This window comes from Pseudocitrobacter corydidari (genome assembly GCF_021172065.1).
Taxonomy (GTDB): domain Bacteria; phylum Pseudomonadota; class Gammaproteobacteria; order Enterobacterales; family Enterobacteriaceae; genus Pseudocitrobacter; species Pseudocitrobacter corydidari.
In genome coordinates, this window is record NZ_CP087880.1 from 2,222,038 (window position 1) to 2,238,335 (window position 16,298).

Below are 16,298 nucleotides of genomic sequence, written 5' to 3' on the forward strand. Positions count from 1 at the left end.
AATGAAAATTTTAGTCGTGGAAGATGACGCGCTGTTATTGCAGGGCTTAATTCTGGCGATGCAAAGCGAAGGGTACGCCTGCGATGGTGTCACCACCGCACGTCAGGCGGAACTCAGCCTGCAATCCGGGCTCTATAGTTTGATCGTGCTGGATTTGGGCCTGCCAGACGAAGATGGATTGCATTTCCTCTCGCGCATCCGTCAGGAAAAATGCAGCCTTCCAGTGCTAATTTTGACCGCCCGAGATACCCTGGACGATCGTATCAGCGGCCTGGACACCGGCGCGGACGATTACCTGGTTAAACCGTTTGCCCTGGAAGAGCTCAACGCCCGTATCCGTGCGCTGTTGCGTCGCCATTATAATCAGGGCGAAAACGAAATCACGGTGGCGAACTTACGTCTTAACACCACGCGTCGTCAGGTCTGGCTGGACGAACAACCGCTGGAGCTGACGCCAAAAGAGTTTGCCCTGCTCTCGCGCCTGATGCAGAAAGCCGGAAGCCCGGTACATCGCGAAATTCTCTACAACGATATCTACAACTGGGACAACGAGCCGTCGACCAATACGCTGGAAGTGCATATTCACAACCTGCGCGATAAAGTCGGCAAGTCACGTATTCGCACAGTCAGAGGCTTTGGCTACCAGCTGGAAAACAGCGAGGTAACCGACTAAATATGCCTCTTTCCGCGATCCGAAAATGGCCGATGCGCCACCAGCTATTACTGACCGTCGGTATTATTCTGGTGGTTTTTCAGGTTATCAGCGTGTTCTGGCTCTGGCATGAAAGCAAAGAGCAGATTGACCTGGAAGTTGCCAGCATCCTGAAGGGCCACAACAACGCTAAACATATTCAGCACGAGGTTCGCGAAGCGGTTGCCAGTTTGCTGGTGCCAAGCCTGGTGATTATTGGCCTGGCGCTGTTTGTCTGTATGAAAGCGGTGAAACGCATCACCCGCCCGCTGTCTGACCTGCAAAAAGAGCTCGATGCGCGCACGCCAGATAACCTGCAACCTATCCATCTGGAAAGAACCGTTCTGGAAGTCGATGCGGTAACGTCGGCCATCAACCAACTGGTGGCGCGTTTGACGCAAACGCTCGATCGCGAACGATTATTCACCGCCGACGTGGCCCATGAACTCCGCACCCCGCTGGCGGGTTTACGCTTACATCTGGAACTCATTGAAAAAGCGCATGCCATTAACGTTGGGCCGCTGATTCAGCGTCTGGATCAAATGACTAACAGCGTAGCCCAGCTACTGCAACTCGCGCGCGTGGGCCAGTCATTTTCTGCGGGTAGCTACCAGCGCGTCGAGTTAATGGCGGATGTCATTTTGCCGCTGAAGGATGAGCTGGAATCCATGCTGAAAGGGCGCGAACAGACGCTGGTGATAAGCGAAAACGTCCACGATATCGCGGTTGCCGGCGATGCCACGTTGATAAAGGTGATGGTGCGTAACCTGGTCGAAAACGCGTACCGTTACAGCCCAACCCATTCCGCCATTACGCTGTCTGCTGCTGCATCGCCCACGCCGATGTTGATTGTCGAAGATGAAGGTCCAGGCATTGATGAATCAAAAGTAGGCGAACTGAGCCAGGCATTTGTGCGAATGGATAGCCGCTACGGCGGAATTGGGCTGGGGTTAAGTATTGTCACGCGAATTGCGCAGCTGCACGAAGCGGCGTTTTATTTGCAAAATCGGGAAGAGAGAAGCGGCACGCGGGCATGGATTGCATTCACGCCCGCAAACCTGAAACCGAAGTTAGAAAGTCAAAATCCAGTGGCAGAGAAATCCGACGACAATCAGGCCGGAAAATAACAGAGTCAGAGATTGCTGAACATTTAGATTAGACATGGAACTATCCTCTTGTTGATGTGGACAGTATCCATGTTGGATATTAAGCGAACATTAAGGCTGGCATTTCCTCGTGTGATGCCAGCCTCATTTTTTTAGCTTATGACGCTGCGATAAACAATTCACGCAGTTGATGAAGCTTATCGCGGATCTCGGCGGCTTCTTCAAACTCCAGGTTCTGCGCATGTTGCAACATCTGCGCCTCCAGCGACTGGATTTGCTGTTGCAGCGCTTTCGGCGTCAGCGCCTGATCCGCTTCAACAATCTGCACACCGCCGCGAGACTTACCGCGACCTTTCGTTTTCGTTTTCGCCAGCCCCTCGCCCAGCGCCAGAATATCGACCACTTTCTTGTTCAGGCCCTGCGGAACAATTCCGTGCTCTTCGTTGTAGCGCTGCTGCTTCTCACGACGACGTTCGGTTTCACCAATCGCCTTCGCCATCGATGGCGTGATTTTATCGCCGTAGAGAATCGCCTTGCCGTTAATGTTACGCGCGGCACGGCCAATGGTCTGGATTAGCGAACGCTCGGAACGCAGGAAGCCCTCTTTATCGGCATCCAGAATCGCTACCAGCGACACTTCTGGCATATCGAGGCCTTCTCGCAACAGGTTAATCCCCACCAGCACGTCAAACTCGCCAAGGCGCAAATCGCGAATGATTTCCATACGTTCGACGGTGTCGATGTCCGAGTGCAAATAGCGCACGCGTTCGCCGTGTTCTTCAAGGTATTCGGTGAGATCTTCCGCCATCCGCTTGGTCAGCGTCGTGACCAGTACGCGTTCGTTAATGGCCGTGCGCAGACGAATTTCTGACAGCAGATCGTCGACCTGCGTCGCCACCGGCCGCACTTCAATCACCGGATCGAGCAGGCCGGTAGGACGCACCACCTGATCGATAACTTCGTCGCCGGATTTCTCAAGCTCGTAGTTCCCAGGCGTCGCGGAAACGTAAATGGTTTGCGGCGCGAGGGCTTCAAATTCTTCAAACTTCAGCGGACGGTTATCAAGGGCCGACGGCAGACGGAAACCGTACTCCACCAGCGTCTCTTTACGCGCCCGGTCGCCGCGATACATGCCGCCAATTTGCGGAATGGTCACGTGGGATTCATCAATGACCAGCAGGCCATCCGCCGGAAGGTAATCAAACAACGTCGGCGGCGGCTCGCCCGGCCCGCGCCCAGAGAGATAGCGCGAGTAGTTTTCAATGCCCGAGCAGTAGCCCAGTTCATTCATCATTTCGAGGTCAAACTGTGTGCGCTGGCTGAGTCGCTGCTCTTCAAGCAGTTTGTTGTTCTCCAGCAGCACTTTGCGACGTTCAGCCAGTTCGTCTTTGATATCTTCCATCGCCTGCACGATGCGTTCGCGCGGGGTGACGTAGTGCGTTTTGGGATAGACCGTAAAACGTTGAATGGTGCCCTCTACGTGGCCCGTTAGCGGGTCAAACAGCGACAGGCGCTCGACCTCTTCGTCAAACAGTTCAACGCGCAGCGCCAGGTCTTCCGATTCCGCCGGGAAGATATCGATAACTTCGCCGCGTACGCGGAAAGTACCGCGCTGGAATGCCTGATCGTTGCGCGCGTATTGCAGCTCGGCCAGACGACGCAGAATGGCGCGCTGGTCGATAATCATGCCGACCGTCAGATGCAGCATCATTTTCAGGTAGAGATCCGGGTCGCCCAACCCGTAAATTGCCGACACGGAGGCCACCACGATGACGTCGCGACGCTCAAGCAAGGCTTTGGTCGCCGACAAACGCATCTGTTCAATGTGTTCGTTCACCGAGGCATCTTTCTCAATGAAGGTATCTGAACTGGGAACGTAGGCTTCCGGCTGATAGTAATCGTAGTAGGAGACGAAGAACTCGACGGCGTTTTCGGGGAAAAACTCTTTCATCTCGCCATACAGCTGCGCCGCCAGCGTTTTGTTTGGCGCAAGCACCATCGTCGGGCGCTGGAGATCGGCAATCACGTTGGCGACGGTGAAGGTTTTCCCCGAGCCGGTTACCCCCAACAGCGTTTGATGCGCAAGACCATCTTCCAGCCCTTCTTTCAGGCGCGCGATGGCATCAGGCTGATCGCCTGAGGGTTGAAAGGCCGAATGCAATTTGAACGGTTTACTCATGAACAAAGCTACCTGGTGGCGGGTTAATCGGGCAGGTGATTAATTCTACTCTCCAGCGCTAAATTTGCCAACAAAAAATACTGGATATAAAAACAGTAGCGCATTATGGTATTGCTGTTACGCCACGCTGAATCCATGCGTAGCGGCTGAAATTTGCGCTCTGGCAGGATAAAACAACTCCCTCTGGAGGTTATCCCCAGAACTTTTTCTGTTTTAACATTTGTCAATATGTGTCATTAAACTTTTATGTCAGTGAGTCGCGCGCCACCCTCTACCATTGCTTTTATTCATCTTACTGATAATAAAAGAAAAGATTGAAAAGCCGCGTTTCGCATCAATTTACTGGCAAGCCGCGTATTCTCTCGCCTTCCGCAGGTTTTCTAACTCTAATACACAAGGTTATCCACAGGAATAGTGGATAAGTGTCTGGAGGCCCTATCCCCTGTCACTCGGGCGTTTTCGTCGATCGACCCAAAAGCGACGGGTAAAAATTTTTTATCGTTAAATTTTGATTTTTATCAGCGAAAATCATCATGTGGTTTCTGCGTGACAGCCCTCACATTTTTGTATAAATTTTGCTCAGCACTCGCTGTTTTTTTGCGCCAGCGCTGTGCATCCCTTCTCTCCGATCCATCCCTATTTCTTAAGTTAATTCTTAAAAATCAGCCGTTATGCTGAGGAAAGTCCGTTCTGGCAAGAGAATTGCAATCTTCTTTCGTGACCCTGACCTATAGCTTGAGGAGAACACGATGTTGAGTTTGCATGCAGTCAATCATTTCTACGGAAACCAGCACACGCTCTGGAACATCGACCTCGAACTGGCTTCCGGCGAGTGCACCTGTTTAATCGGCCTTCCCGGTACGGGGAAGACCACGCTGGTGAACTGTATTACCGGGCATCAACCTATTGAAAGCGGCAGCATGATTTGGCAACAGACCGGCTCGCTCCCCTGCGATTTAATGCCCCTTTCACCCGTACGCCGCACCACGCTTGGTATCGGTTATGTCCCTCAGGATAAACGTATTTTTTCGCAGCTTAGCGTGGAAGAGAACCTGCTGATTGCCCTCAAGGCAGCGGGTGAAAGCAGCGGAACGGTAAGCCCTGAGATATATGCGCTCTTCCCGTCACTGTACGCGCTCAGGCAGCTTAAGGGGGGCGCATTAACGGAAGATGACCGGTATCAGCTAGCCCTGGCCTGCGCGATGGTGACGCGGCCACAGCTGCTGATTCTGGATGAGCCAACGCGCGGTGTGGGCCACGCGTTTATTCATCGACTGGGGGATTTACTGCTGCGCCTGAATCGGGAGATTGGGCTAACGATATTGCTCGCAGAACAGCAGCTACCGTTTATTCAGCGGGTGGCGGACCGTTTCTGCCTGCTGCATCGCGGCAGAAACGTGGCCCAGGGCGGTGTGGCACAGCTGGATGAACAGATGATTAAAGCGTGGATGACGCCCGAGTCAGGGCTGTGAGGTCAAGATACTGTCCAAGGTCATGCTCTGCCAGCGTCGTACCCAGCCAGGGGATTTCGCCCAGCATCGGCGCATCAATCATCCGTTGCAGCGTCGCCAGATAGGGCTGGTGACGCTTCCCGGGCTGCTCGACATCGTTAGCTATCCAGCCCGCCAGTTTCAGGCCCGCCTGCTTAACGGCCTGCACGGTCAGCAGCGCATGATTGATACAGCCCAGCTTCATTCCGACCACCAGAATCACCGGCAGTTGCTCGCGTTGCACCCAATCCGCAAACGTCAGATGGGGCGACAGCGGCGTATACCAGCCACCTGCACCTTCCACTAACACCCAATCCGCCTGCGCTTCCAGCGTGCGAAGACCCGCCGACATCACGTCAGCCTCAATCGGGCGCTGCTCCACCTCGCTGATAATGTGCGGCGACGTGGGTTCAGCGAAGGTGTACGGGTTCACCCGCTCATACGCCAGCGGCAGCACGCTATTGCGCTGCAATGCCAGCGCATCGCTGTTGCGCAGTCCATCTGGCGTTTCGTCGCTGCCAGAGGCGACGGGTTTGTAGCCTGCTGTCCGGTATCCGAGTGCCCGGGCGGCCTGTAGCAGCGCCGTGCTGGCTACCGTTTTCCCCACTTCCGTGTCGGTGCCGGTAACAAAATAACGTTCAATCACGAATAATCACTCCAGAAAAAAGATGGTAGGTCAGCGGGCATTGCCCCTGAACTTTCGGCCATGCCAGCTGCAGCTGCTGAAGTTTGCTGCGGGTTAATGGCTCGCGCGCCCGGCCTTGATGCAAATGCGTGGCACCAATCCCCTTCAGAGAGCGCATCGCGCTGAGGGCATCGGGAAACAGCAGAGTCATCGAGCGTGTACTACTGTGCTGCGGCCAGCCCGCCAGCGTCTGTTGCAGCGTCTCTTCCGGCAGGAAACGGTTCGCATGAGGATGCGCATCCACCGCCAGCCAGGCCTGATTCAGCTCGGGTAACGATCCGGCGGTCAGCGTGGTGAAGGCCAGCACGCCACCAGGGCGCAGCTGGCGATACAGCTCGGCAAGCGCAATACGGATATCGCTGCACCACTGCACAGCAAGATTGCTCCACACCAGGTCAAACCCGGCATCAGGCAAGGGAATGGCTTCGATATCCGCCAGCAAGTAGTGCTGTGCCGCCTGCTGCTGGCGCGCCTGCGTGAGCATTGCAGCGGAGAGATCCAGCGCGGTTACTTCGCTCCCCCGCTCACGCCAGTAGCGGCTATAGCTACCGGGTCCGCAGCCAGCGTCCAGCACACGGGCAAACGCCCGCGCCGGGAGTTGTTCAAGCAGATGCGCCGCGCTCTGGCGCTGAAGTTCGTTAAACTGGTGATAATGCGCTGCCGCCCGACCAAAGGCCGCCGCCACCGCCTGTTTATTCACGGACGCCATGCAGCACCTCCAGCAGAGTGTCGATATCTTCACGCGTATGCGCCGCCGTCAGCGTTAAGCGCAAACGCGCGGTTCCGGTGGGTACGGTAGGTGGGCGAATTGCCGTCACCCAACAGCCTTTTTCACGCAGCGTTTTCGCCAGCTCCAGCGTGCGCGCATTCTCCCCGACAATCAGCGGCTGAATGGCGCTCTCCGATGGCGTGAGCTGATAGTCCAGCCCCTGCGCGCCCGCGCGAAAGTGGGCGATATGCTGCGCCAGGACCTCCCGCCGCTCATCACCCTCGCCACTGCGAATCACCTCAAGAGATGCCCGCAGCGCCACGGCCTGCGCCGGGGGCATCGAAGTGCTGTAAATCAGATGGCGGGCGAACTGCAATAGATAGTCGGCCAGCGAGTCGCTACACAGCACCGCCGCACCGCTCAGGCCAAAGGCTTTACCAAAGGTTACCACCAGCAATTCAGGACGCACGCCCTGTTGCCAGCAGCTTCCGCGCCCCTGTTCGCCCTTCACGCCGATACCGTGCGCGTCATCCACCATCAGCCATGCGCCTGCCTGCGTGGTCGCCTCTGCGACGTTCGTCAACGGCGCACTATCGCCGTCCATGCTGAAAACACCCTCGGTGACCACCATCTGTTGCCCTTCGACGGCGCTGCTCAGCAACCGCGCCAGATGCTGGCTATCGTTGTGCTGATAACGGCGCAACGCCGCCGGGCTTAACGCGGCGGCTTCCAGCAGTGAGGCGTGGCTTAAACGATCGGCGACGATCCTGTCTTTTTCACTCATCAGCGCGGCGATCACCGCCTGATTCGCGGCGAAACCAGAGATAAACAGCAACGCGCGCGGATACCCCAGCCACTGGGCCAGTTCTTTTTCCAGGTCACGATGGGCGTGACTGAATCCGGTGACGTGGCCCGAGCCGCCGCTGCCTGTGCCGTACTGTTCCGCGCCCTGTTGCCAGGCGCGGATCACATTAGGATGCTGGCTCATCCCCAGATAGTCATTACTGGAAAAATTGCGATAGCGCTGACCTTCGTACTCCAGCCAGCGCCCAACGCCCTGAGCCAGCGGTACACGACGACGAAAAGCATCTGCCTCACGCCGTTGTGCTAAAGCGCTATCGATGCGTTGCTGCCAGCTCATACCGCCGCCGCGTTGTAATACGTTTCGGTATCCGGCGTCATCAGCGCCTGCTCCAGACGCTGCTGCTGTTCGTTATCGCCCGCGGTAACGGTGGTTTGTTCCGGGTTCAGGCCCAGCTTGCGGAACAGTTGCAGATCTTTATCTTCTTCCGGGTTCGGCGTGGTCAGCAGTTTGCAGCCGTAGAAAATCGAGTTGGCTCCGGCCATAAAGCACATCGCCTGGGTTTGTTCGTTCATCTGCTCGCGACCGGCGGAGAGGCGCACGTGCGAGGTCGGCATCATGATGCGCGCCACGGCGATAGTGCGAATGAAATCAAAGGCATCAACGTCTTCGTTATCCGCCAGCGGGGTGCCCTTCACCTTCACCAGCATGTTGATGGGCACACTTTCCGGCGGTGTCGGCAGGTTCGCCAGTTGCAGCAGCAGGCCCGCACGATCGGTGACCGTTTCGCCAAGGCCAACAATCCCGCCGGAACAGACTTTGATGCCGGCATCACGCACTTTATCCAGCGTATCGAGGCGTTCCTGATAACTGCGGGTAGTGATGATATTGCCGTAGAACTCCGGCGAGGTGTCCAGGTTGTGGTTGTAGTAATCGAGCCCCGCCGAGGCCAGGCGCTGTGCCTGCGTGTCGGACAGCGTACCGAGCGTCATACAGGCCTCCAGGCCCATCTCTTTCACGCCCTGCACCATTTGTTCAAGGTAAGGCATATCGCGCTCGTGCGGGTTTTTCCACGCCGCGCCCATGCAGAAACGGGTAGAACCGGCGAGCTTCGCCTTGCGGGCAGAATCCAGCACCTGCTCCACTTCCATCAGGCGCTCGCTCTCCAGCCCGGTTTTATAACGCGAGCTTTGCGGGCAATATTTGCAATCTTCCGGGCATGCGCCGGTTTTAATCGACAACAGGGTGCTGACCTGCACCTGGCGCGGGTCAAAATGCTGACGATGGATCTGCTGCGCTTCAAACAGCAAATCAAGCAATGGTTTTTCAAAAAGTTCGGTGACCTGCGACATTGTCCAGCGTAAAGGGTTAGCCATTGGCTTCTCCGGGGGTTTTGTTAATTTTCGGATCGGTTTATACTCGTAAACCTAAAACTTTTCAAAATGGTTTACAAGTCGATTATGACAACGGACGATCTCGCCTTCGATCAACAGCATATCTGGCACCCCTACACCTCCATGAGCGCCCCGCTTCCCGTGTATCCGGTGGTTTCCGCACACGGCTGCGAGCTACAGCTGGCAAGCGGCGAACAGCTGGTGGACGGCATGTCGTCGTGGTGGGCCGCCATCCACGGCTACAATCACCCGCGTCTGAATGCGGCGATGAAAGCGCAGATTGACCAGATGTCGCACGTGATGTTCGGCGGCATTACGCATCCCAGCGCGGTGGCGTTATGCCGCAAGCTGGTGGCGATGACACCTGAATCGCTGGAGTGCGTTTTCCTCGCCGACTCCGGGTCCGTCGCGGTGGAAGTGGCGATGAAAATGGCATTGCAGTACTGGCAGGCCAAAGGCGAACCTCGCCAGCGTTTCCTGACTTTCCGCAACGGTTATCACGGCGATACCTTCGGTGCGATGTCGGTCTGTGACCCGGATAACTCCATGCACAGCCTGTGGAAAGGCTACCTGCCGGAAAACCTGTTCGCGCCAGCACCGACCAGCCGCTTTGACGGCGAATGGGATGAACGTGACATGGTGGCATTTGCCCGCCTGATGGCCGCACACCGTCATGAAATTGCGGCGGTGATCCTCGAACCGATTGTTCAGGGCGCGGGCGGAATGCGCATGTATCATCCTGAGTGGCTGAAACGCATTCGTAAGATGTGCGACCGGGAAGGTATTCTGCTGATTGCCGATGAAATCGCCACCGGGTTTGGCCGCACCGGCAAACTGTTTGCCTGCGAACATGCCGGCATCACGCCAGATATTCTCTGCCTTGGGAAAGCGATCACTGGCGGCACCATGACTCTTTCCGCCACGCTCACCACCCGGCTGGTGGCAGAAACTATCAGCAACGGCGAAGCGGGCTGCTTTATGCACGGCCCAACCTTTATGGGCAATCCGCTGGCCTGCGCGGTGGCGACGGAGAGCCTGGCGATTCTGGAGAGCGGCGAATGGCAGCAGCAGGTGGCCGCTATTGAAGAACAGCTCTGTCGTGAACTGGCCCCCGCGAAAGCCATGGCGCAGGTGGCGGATGTTCGCGTACTGGGGGCGATTGGCGTGGTGGAAACACGCAAGCCGGTGAACATGGCGGCACTGCAACGCTTCTTCGTCGAACAAGGCGTGTGGATCCGCCCGTTTGGCAAGCTCATCTACCTGATGCCGCCGTATATTATTTCCACAGAACAGCTCAGCCGCCTGACGCGAGCAGTCTGTGCAGCGCTGGAAACGGACACATTTTTTATCGATTAATGCACGGTAAGGTTGTCTCTTGCCCGCTATACTGCTTATTAATCAGTAAATTAAAGGAAGGAGGCAACGATGATTTTAGTCAGTCACGATCTGCGTGATGGCGAAAAACTGCCGCAGCGTCAGGTGTTTAATGGCATGGGCTATGAAGGGGATAATCTCTCTCCGCATCTGGCGTGGGATGAGGTTCCGGCGGGAACCAAAAGCTTTGTGGTGACCTGTTTCGACCCGGACGCGCCGACCGGTTCCGGCTGGTGGCACTGGGTGGTGGCGAATCTGCCTGCCGATACGCGCGTGCTGCCGCAGGGCGCTGGCTCCGGTATTGCCGCACTGCCGGAAGGCGCCGTTCAGACCCGCACCGATTTCGGCAAAGCGGGCTACGGCGGCGCTGCGCCGCCCAAAGGGGAAACGCACCGCTATATCTTTACGGTTCATGCGCTGGATGTAGAACACATCGACGTTGACGAAGACGCCAGCGGCGCGATGGTTGGCTTTAACGTCCATTTCCATACCCTCGGCAGCGCGTCAATTACGGCTCTGTTCAGCTAATCGGTTTGCCGGAATGTATCCCTGCATTCCGGCCCTAATCCTTTCTAAAAAACCTTTTACATCAGTCACTGCGCTTTTTTATGCAGCACATCTTCCCGTTTCGCTCAACTTAGTATAAAAAGGCTGGTTTAAATGGAACCCTTTTACTCAACTAGCCTGGAGCAACATGAACACTTTATCGGTTTCCCGTCTGGCGCTGGCATTGGCTTTCGGCGTGACACTGACTGCTTGCAGCTCAACCCCTGCGGATCAACGCCCGTCTGAACAGGCCGCACCGGGGACGTCATCCCGTCCGGTTTTATCCGCAGATGAAGCGCAAAACTTCGTTGCCGCGCGTTACTTCACTGCTCTCGATCCTAAAGGCACGGCCTGGTCGCCGTCTGCAATTAGCACCCCGGCACAACCTGATTTCGTGGTTGGCGCAGCGGGCCAGCAGGGCGTAACGCACACCTCCATCCAGGCCGCCGTCGATGCCGCCATTGCGCGTCACAGCAGCAAGCGTCAGTACATTGCGATTCTGCCGGGCGAGTATCAGGGCACCGTCTATGTTCCTGCCGCACCGGGCAGCGTAACGCTGTACGGTACGGGCGAAAAACCGCTCGACGTAAAAATTGGCCTGGCGATCGACTCCGAAATGGCCCCTGCCGCCTGGCGTCATCTGGTCAACCCGGCCGGAAAATATATGCCGGGCAAACCGTCCTGGTATATGTATGACAACTGCCAGAGCAAACGCAGCGCGACCATTGGCGTGATGTGTTCAGCGGTCTTCTGGTCGCAGAACAACGGTCTGCAACTGCAAAACCTGACCATTGAAAACAACCTCGGCGACAGCGTCGATGCCGGTACCCATCAGGCAGTCGCTCTGCGCACCGATGGCGATCAGGTACAAATCAACAAGGTGAACATTCTGGGTCGCCAGAACACCTTCTTTGTGACCAACAGCAGCGTCAACAACCGCCTGCAAAACGATCGTCAGACCCGTACGCTGGTGAGCAACAGCTACCTCGAAGGCGATGTGGACATCGTTTCTGGCCGTGGCGCAGTGGTGTTTGATAATACCGACTTCCGCGTGGTGAACTCTCGCACTCAGCAGGAAGGCTACGTCTTCGCACCGGCAACCCAGGCAAACATTTACTACGGCTTCCTGGCTATCAATAGCCGCTTTACCGCTTCCGGCGATAACGTTGCACAGTTGGGCCGCTCTCTGGACGTCGATGGCAACACCAACGGTCAGGTCGTGATTCGCGACAGCGTAATTAACGAAGGCTTCAACATGGCAAAACCGTGGGCCGACGCGGCAATCTCTAAACGTCCATTCGCAGGTAACACTGGCGCGAAAGACGATAATGGGAATGTGCAGCGTGACCTGAACGACCGTAACTTCAACCGCATGTGGGAATTCAATAACCGCGGCGTGGGAAGTAAAGTGCTGGCAGAGCCGAAACAGTAAGCGCTACGGTTAGCAAAATTGCCTGATGCGCTACGCTTATCAGGCCTACATGGACCCTGCTATCTATGTATTGAACAAAGCGCACTTTGTTAACGAAAAAACCTCGCCGCGGCGAGGTTTTTTGTTTTCAGCATAAGCTCAACGTTTAGTGAGCGTTAACCACCACCCACATTGGCCCCTGCCCGACCGCATAACGGCCCTTCTCTTCCAGCAGGCCCTGCTCGCCTTTAATTTCATACACCGCGATATGGTGCGATTTCTGCCCGGCGGCAATCACATATTTACCACTGTGGTCGATATTGAAACCGCGCGGCTGGGTTTCCGTCGGCTGGAAGCCTTCGACGGCCAGCACACTGCCATCTTCCGAGACGCTGAAAACAGTAATCAGACTGGAGGTGCGGTCGCAGGCGTAGAGATGACGACCGTCCGGCGTAATGTGGATATCTGCCGCCCAGCGGGTATCGGAGAAGTCTGGCGGCATCATATCCAGCGTCTGTACGCACTCGATTTTGCCATACGGATCTTTCAGCTCCCAAACATCAACCGAACTGTTCAGCTCGTTCACACAGTAGGCGTACTGCTGATTCGGATGGAACACCAGGTGACGCGGGCCTGCACCTTCTACCGTGGTGACTTCCGCCGGATCCTGCGCAACCAGATGCCCATCGTCGCTCAGGGTAAACAGGCAGATGCGATCCTGTTTCAGTGCCGGAACCCACAGGGTGCGGTTGTCCGGGGAGATATTCGCCGAGTGGCAGCCTTCCAGCCCTTCAACAACGTCTACCGTTTCACGCGGAATACCGTCTTCCAGACGCGTCACGCTGACGCAGCCTGCGTTATACGAACCGCTGAAGACAAAGTTACCCTGACGATCGGTTGAAATATGCGTTGGGCTGCCCGGCAATGGCGCTTCGGCGGTAAAGGTCAGTGCACCATCGTCCGGCGCAATGCGGTAGGCCAGCACGCGAAATTCCGGGCGCACGCCCACATACAGATAACGTTTGTCAGGACTTACCACCATCGGCTGCACCTGACCCGGTACATCCACCACCTGAACCAGCGTCAGGTTGCCATCATGGCCCAGCGACCAGACGTGGATCTGCTGGCTTTCGGGGCTGGCGGTATAAACGGTTTGTTTCATGACTACACCTCAGAAAATGGAAATCCATTCTGCTTCAATAGGTTAACAAATATCGAAGCGCGAATTTCAAGCGACAATCAGCGATACAACTCACTATAACGCTACAAGGAAATCAATAATTTAGCACATCATTTCTTCTGCTTTGAGCAAGATTAAAAGTATAGACGCTCCGTTCCCCTCTAAGCGTCTCGCCGTCGGTCACGGGCGTTGAAGTATCGCAAGAAACTTTTTTAATACTTCTGAGCGCACAATCCGGTGGCACACTAAAGTGAGCTCGCTTTCTTCCAGCCTGTCGATGATGTCAATATAGGCCACATTTTCCAGACGTACGGCAGTCGCTGACGCCGGTAATAACGCAATGCCGAATCCGGCGGCAACCAAACTGATGACGGTGGAAACCTCCGTCGCGTATTGCACAACTTTCGGCTGAAAGCCCGCCTGGCGGCACGCATCATTAAAATACTGCTCCAGACCAATCCCTTCGGGATCGCGCAACGTAATCCATTTATCCTCTTTAAGAGAAGTGAGCGTCAGCGCTGCCGAACCGGCAAGGGGATGGTGTCGAGGCAGCGCAAGGACGGTTTTCTCTGACGTGAAAGGTTTACACTGCAGCGCTTCAGGTAGCAGAGGTAATGGCGCACGGATGATAGCCACATCCAGCTGATTACTTTGCAGCGCGGCGTACAGCGTTTGCACATTTCCCGTGGTCAGCGAAAGAGTAATATTTGGCCATTGAGCATGTATGTCGCGTAAAACGGCGGGCAGTTTTCCGTCAAAGATCGCACTGGATACGCAGCCAAGATTCAAAACCCCCTGCTCTCCGCGTGCGGTCTGCCGGGCATCGAGAATAGCCTGGTCCACCATATTCAGCGCAATTTTTGATTTTTCCAGGAATGCCTCACCTGCCGGGGTGAGCGTTAAACGTCGGTGTGCGCGATGAAAAAGCGTAACGCCCAGACGTTCCTCCAGCGTTTTGATTTGCTGACTCAGCGCTGGCTGCGCCATGTTCAGGCGCTCGGCGGCCCGGTGCATGTGCAGCTCCTCGGCAACGGTAATAAAGTGGCGCATCAGTCGAAATTGCAACAGCCCATCCTCTAAAAAATCGATAATAAATTTCTTATCAATTTAGCATTAATGATGCAATTGATGATATCTCAGTCTGGCATAAAAATAGGGGCATTCATGAGAAGGAGGATGTATGAAACCGCAGATTAATGATTTGAGAAGTGCCATCGCCCTGTTACAACAACACGAAGGGCAATACAGGGAAACAGACCATCCGGTTGATCCTAAAGCGGAACTGGCCGGGGTGTATCGCTATATCGGCGCGGGCGGTACGGTAAAACGTCCTACCCGAATTGGCCCGGCAATGATGTTTAATAGCATTAAGGGCTACCCTGATTCGCGTATTCTGGTTGGGATGCACGCCAGCCGCGAACGCGCCGCACTGCTTCTGGGCTGTAAACCTTCTGAACTGGCGCAGCATGTGGGTCAAGCGGTCAAAAATCCCATCGCCCCGGTAGTCGTTCCGGCAGAGCAGGCGCCGTGTCAGGAGCAAGTCTGGTACGCTGATGATCCTGATTTTGATCTGCGTAAACTGCTGCCCGCGCCAACCAATACGCCGATTGATGCCGGTCCATTTTTCTGCCTGGGCCTGGTATTAGCCAGCGATCCGCAAGATGCGTCCCTGACAGACGTTACCATCCATCGCCTGTGTGTGCAGGAACGCGATGAGCTGTCGATGTTTCTTGCCGCCGGACGCCACATTGAAGTGTTCAGGAAAAAAGCAGAAGAGGCCGGTAAGCCTTTGCCGGTGACCATTAATATGGGGCTCGACCCGGCCATTTATATCGGTGCCTGCTTTGAAGCCCCCACCACGCCGTTTGGCTATAACGAATTAGGTGTGGCAGGTTCGCTTCGCCAGACGCCTGTCGAACTGGTGCAGGGAGTGGCGGTCAATGAAAAAGCCATCGCCCGCGCGGAAATCATTATTGAAGGGGAGTTGTTGCCGGGCGTTCGCGTTCGGGAAGACCAGCACACCGACTCCGGCCATGCGATGCCGGAATTCCCGGGCTATTGTGGTGAAGCCAACCCTTCTCTGCCGGTGATAAAAGTGAAAGCGGTCACCATGCGTCGCCACGCTATCCTGCAAACGCTGGTTGGGCCTGGCGAAGAGCACACAACGCTTGCCGGTTTACCCACGGAAGCCAGCATTCGCAACGCCGTGGAAGAGGCCATTCCGGGTTTCCTGCAAAATGTCTACGCGCATACGGCAGGCGGCGGTAAATTCCTCGGTATTTTACAGGTCAAAAAACGCCAGGCCTCCGATGAAGGACGCCAGGGGCAAGCTGCGCTCATCGCGCTGGCCACCTACTCGGAGCTTAAAAATATTATTCTCGTCGATGAAGATGTAGACATCTTTGATAGCGACGACATCCTCTGGGCCATGACCACGCGCATGCAGGGCGATGTCAGCATCACCAACTTACCGGGGCTGAGAGGTCACCAGCTGGATCCATCCCAGTCGCCAGATTACAGCCACTCGATTCGCGGTAATGGTATTACCTGCAAAACCGTGTACGACTGCACGGTGCCCTGGGCGCTAAAAGCGAAATTTGAACGCGCGCCGTTTATGGAACTGGATCCCACTCCATGGGCACCGGACCTGTTTGAGAAATAATCGACGCCACCTCATTTAGCGGGCAATGCGGAATTTGCCCGCGCAATTTTGCTGCACAGTCGAGTCGGT

14 protein-coding genes are annotated in these 16,298 nt (G+C 55.8%); 7 read left to right on the forward strand and 7 right to left on the reverse strand.

All coding sequences use genetic code 11. The features are described 5' to 3' along the window. The first annotated feature begins 1 nt into the window (after position 1). Entirely contained in the window at positions 2-673 is a 672-nt protein-coding gene (gene pmrA / locus G163CM_RS10335; RefSeq protein ID WP_231828095.1) for a two-component system response regulator PmrA, read from the forward strand. A 2-nt stretch (positions 674-675) separates the two neighbouring features. Beyond that, a complete protein-coding gene (pmrB, locus tag G163CM_RS10340; RefSeq protein ID WP_015965261.1) occupies positions 676-1,818 on the forward strand; it encodes a two-component system sensor histidine kinase PmrB in 1,143 nt (380 codons plus the stop codon). A 136-nt stretch (positions 1,819-1,954) separates the two neighbouring features. On the opposite strand, the gene uvrB is transcribed toward pmrB, so the two are convergent. Then, positions 1,955-3,976 carry an excinuclease ABC subunit UvrB gene (gene uvrB / locus G163CM_RS10345; protein WP_015965262.1) on the reverse strand — a complete coding sequence of 674 codons (2,022 nt, stop codon included), beginning with the start codon at positions 3,974-3,976 and terminating at the stop codon, positions 1,955-1,957. 749 nt (positions 3,977-4,725) lie between these two features. Between uvrB and G163CM_RS10350 the strand changes: the two genes are divergently transcribed. Beyond that, the gene (locus tag G163CM_RS10350; protein ID WP_231828096.1) at positions 4,726-5,448 is read left to right on the forward strand and encodes an ABC transporter ATP-binding protein; all 723 of its coding nucleotides are present in this window, start codon (positions 4,726-4,728) and stop codon (positions 5,446-5,448) included. On the opposite strand, the gene bioD is transcribed toward G163CM_RS10350, so the two are convergent. The 4 genes from bioD to bioB are packed head-to-tail and all read right to left on the reverse strand — an operon-like array spanning position 5,414 to position 9,038. Continuing rightward, a complete protein-coding gene (gene bioD, locus G163CM_RS10355) occupies positions 5,414-6,112 on the reverse strand; it encodes a dethiobiotin synthase (RefSeq protein WP_231828097.1) in 699 nt (232 codons plus the stop codon). The genes G163CM_RS10350 and bioD overlap by 35 nt on opposite strands. Next, positions 6,105-6,860, reverse strand: a complete 756-nt coding sequence (bioC, locus tag G163CM_RS10360; protein WP_231828098.1) for a malonyl-ACP O-methyltransferase BioC — start codon at positions 6,858-6,860, stop codon at positions 6,105-6,107. Before bioC ends, bioD begins: the two co-directional genes overlap by 8 nt. After that, on the reverse strand, positions 6,844-8,001 hold the full coding sequence (bioF, locus tag G163CM_RS10365) for an 8-amino-7-oxononanoate synthase (RefSeq protein ID WP_231828099.1): 1,158 nt from the start codon (positions 7,999-8,001) through the stop codon (positions 6,844-6,846). Before bioF ends, bioC begins: the two co-directional genes overlap by 17 nt. Next, on the reverse strand, positions 7,998-9,038 hold the full coding sequence (bioB, locus tag G163CM_RS10370) for a biotin synthase BioB (RefSeq protein WP_015965267.1): 1,041 nt from the start codon (positions 9,036-9,038) through the stop codon (positions 7,998-8,000). Before bioB ends, bioF begins: the two co-directional genes overlap by 4 nt. 84 nt (positions 9,039-9,122) lie before the next feature. Between bioB and bioA the strand changes: the two genes are divergently transcribed. From bioA to G163CM_RS10385, 3 genes are all read left to right on the forward strand, one after another. After that, positions 9,123-10,412: an adenosylmethionine--8-amino-7-oxononanoate transaminase gene (gene bioA, locus G163CM_RS10375; RefSeq protein WP_231828100.1), complete on the forward strand. Its 1,290-nt coding sequence runs from the start codon at positions 9,123-9,125 to the stop codon at positions 10,410-10,412. Between the two features lie 69 nt (positions 10,413-10,481). Then, the gene (locus G163CM_RS10380) at positions 10,482-10,958 is read left to right on the forward strand and encodes a kinase inhibitor (RefSeq protein WP_231828101.1); all 477 of its coding nucleotides are present in this window, start codon (positions 10,482-10,484) and stop codon (positions 10,956-10,958) included. Between the two features lie 166 nt (positions 10,959-11,124). Then, positions 11,125-12,408, forward strand: a complete 1,284-nt coding sequence (locus tag G163CM_RS10385) for a putative acyl-CoA thioester hydrolase (protein WP_231828102.1) — start codon at positions 11,125-11,127, stop codon at positions 12,406-12,408. A 145-nt stretch (positions 12,409-12,553) separates the two neighbouring features. Here the strand turns inward: G163CM_RS10385 and pgl are convergent, their stop codons facing one another. Both pgl and G163CM_RS10395 read right to left on the reverse strand, forming a co-directional pair. Continuing rightward, positions 12,554-13,549, reverse strand: a complete 996-nt coding sequence (pgl, locus tag G163CM_RS10390; protein WP_231828103.1) for a 6-phosphogluconolactonase — start codon at positions 13,547-13,549, stop codon at positions 12,554-12,556. A gap of 198 nt (positions 13,550-13,747) precedes the next feature. Then, on the reverse strand, positions 13,748-14,632 hold the full coding sequence (locus tag G163CM_RS10395; RefSeq protein ID WP_231828104.1) for a LysR substrate-binding domain-containing protein: 885 nt from the start codon (positions 14,630-14,632) through the stop codon (positions 13,748-13,750). A 115-nt stretch (positions 14,633-14,747) separates the two neighbouring features. On the opposite strand from G163CM_RS10395, the gene G163CM_RS10400 reads away from it, so the two are divergent. Then, a complete protein-coding gene (locus G163CM_RS10400) occupies positions 14,748-16,229 on the forward strand; it encodes a UbiD family decarboxylase (RefSeq protein ID WP_231828105.1) in 1,482 nt (493 codons plus the stop codon). Positions 16,230-16,298 lie beyond the last annotated feature (69 nt).

Excerpts from the sequence above, each read along its gene's own strand:
- G163CM_RS10380 (WP_231828101.1), top strand. The coding sequence starts at position 10,482 with ATGATTTTAGTCAGTCACGATCTGCGTGATGGCGAAAAACTGCCGCAG.
- pmrB (WP_015965261.1), top strand. The coding sequence starts at position 676 with ATGCCTCTTTCCGCGATCCGAAAATGGCCGATGCGCCACCAGCTATTA.
- bioA (WP_231828100.1), top strand. The coding sequence starts at position 9,123 with ATGACAACGGACGATCTCGCCTTCGATCAACAGCATATCTGGCACCCC.
- bioF (WP_231828099.1), bottom strand. The coding sequence starts at position 8,001 with ATGAGCTGGCAGCAACGCATCGATAGCGCTTTAGCACAACGGCGTGAG.
- bioC (WP_231828098.1), bottom strand. The coding sequence starts at position 6,860 with ATGGCGTCCGTGAATAAACAGGCGGTGGCGGCGGCCTTTGGTCGGGCG.
- G163CM_RS10350 (WP_231828096.1), top strand. The coding sequence starts at position 4,726 with ATGTTGAGTTTGCATGCAGTCAATCATTTCTACGGAAACCAGCACACG.
- uvrB (WP_015965262.1), bottom strand. The coding sequence starts at position 3,976 with ATGAGTAAACCGTTCAAATTGCATTCGGCCTTTCAACCCTCAGGCGAT.
- pmrA (WP_231828095.1), top strand. The coding sequence starts at position 2 with ATGAAAATTTTAGTCGTGGAAGATGACGCGCTGTTATTGCAGGGCTTA.
- G163CM_RS10400 (WP_231828105.1), top strand. The coding sequence starts at position 14,748 with ATGAAACCGCAGATTAATGATTTGAGAAGTGCCATCGCCCTGTTACAA.
- bioB (WP_015965267.1), bottom strand. The coding sequence starts at position 9,038 with ATGGCTAACCCTTTACGCTGGACAATGTCGCAGGTCACCGAACTTTTT.
- G163CM_RS10385 (WP_231828102.1), top strand. The coding sequence starts at position 11,125 with ATGAACACTTTATCGGTTTCCCGTCTGGCGCTGGCATTGGCTTTCGGC.
- pgl (WP_231828103.1), bottom strand. The coding sequence starts at position 13,549 with ATGAAACAAACCGTTTATACCGCCAGCCCCGAAAGCCAGCAGATCCAC.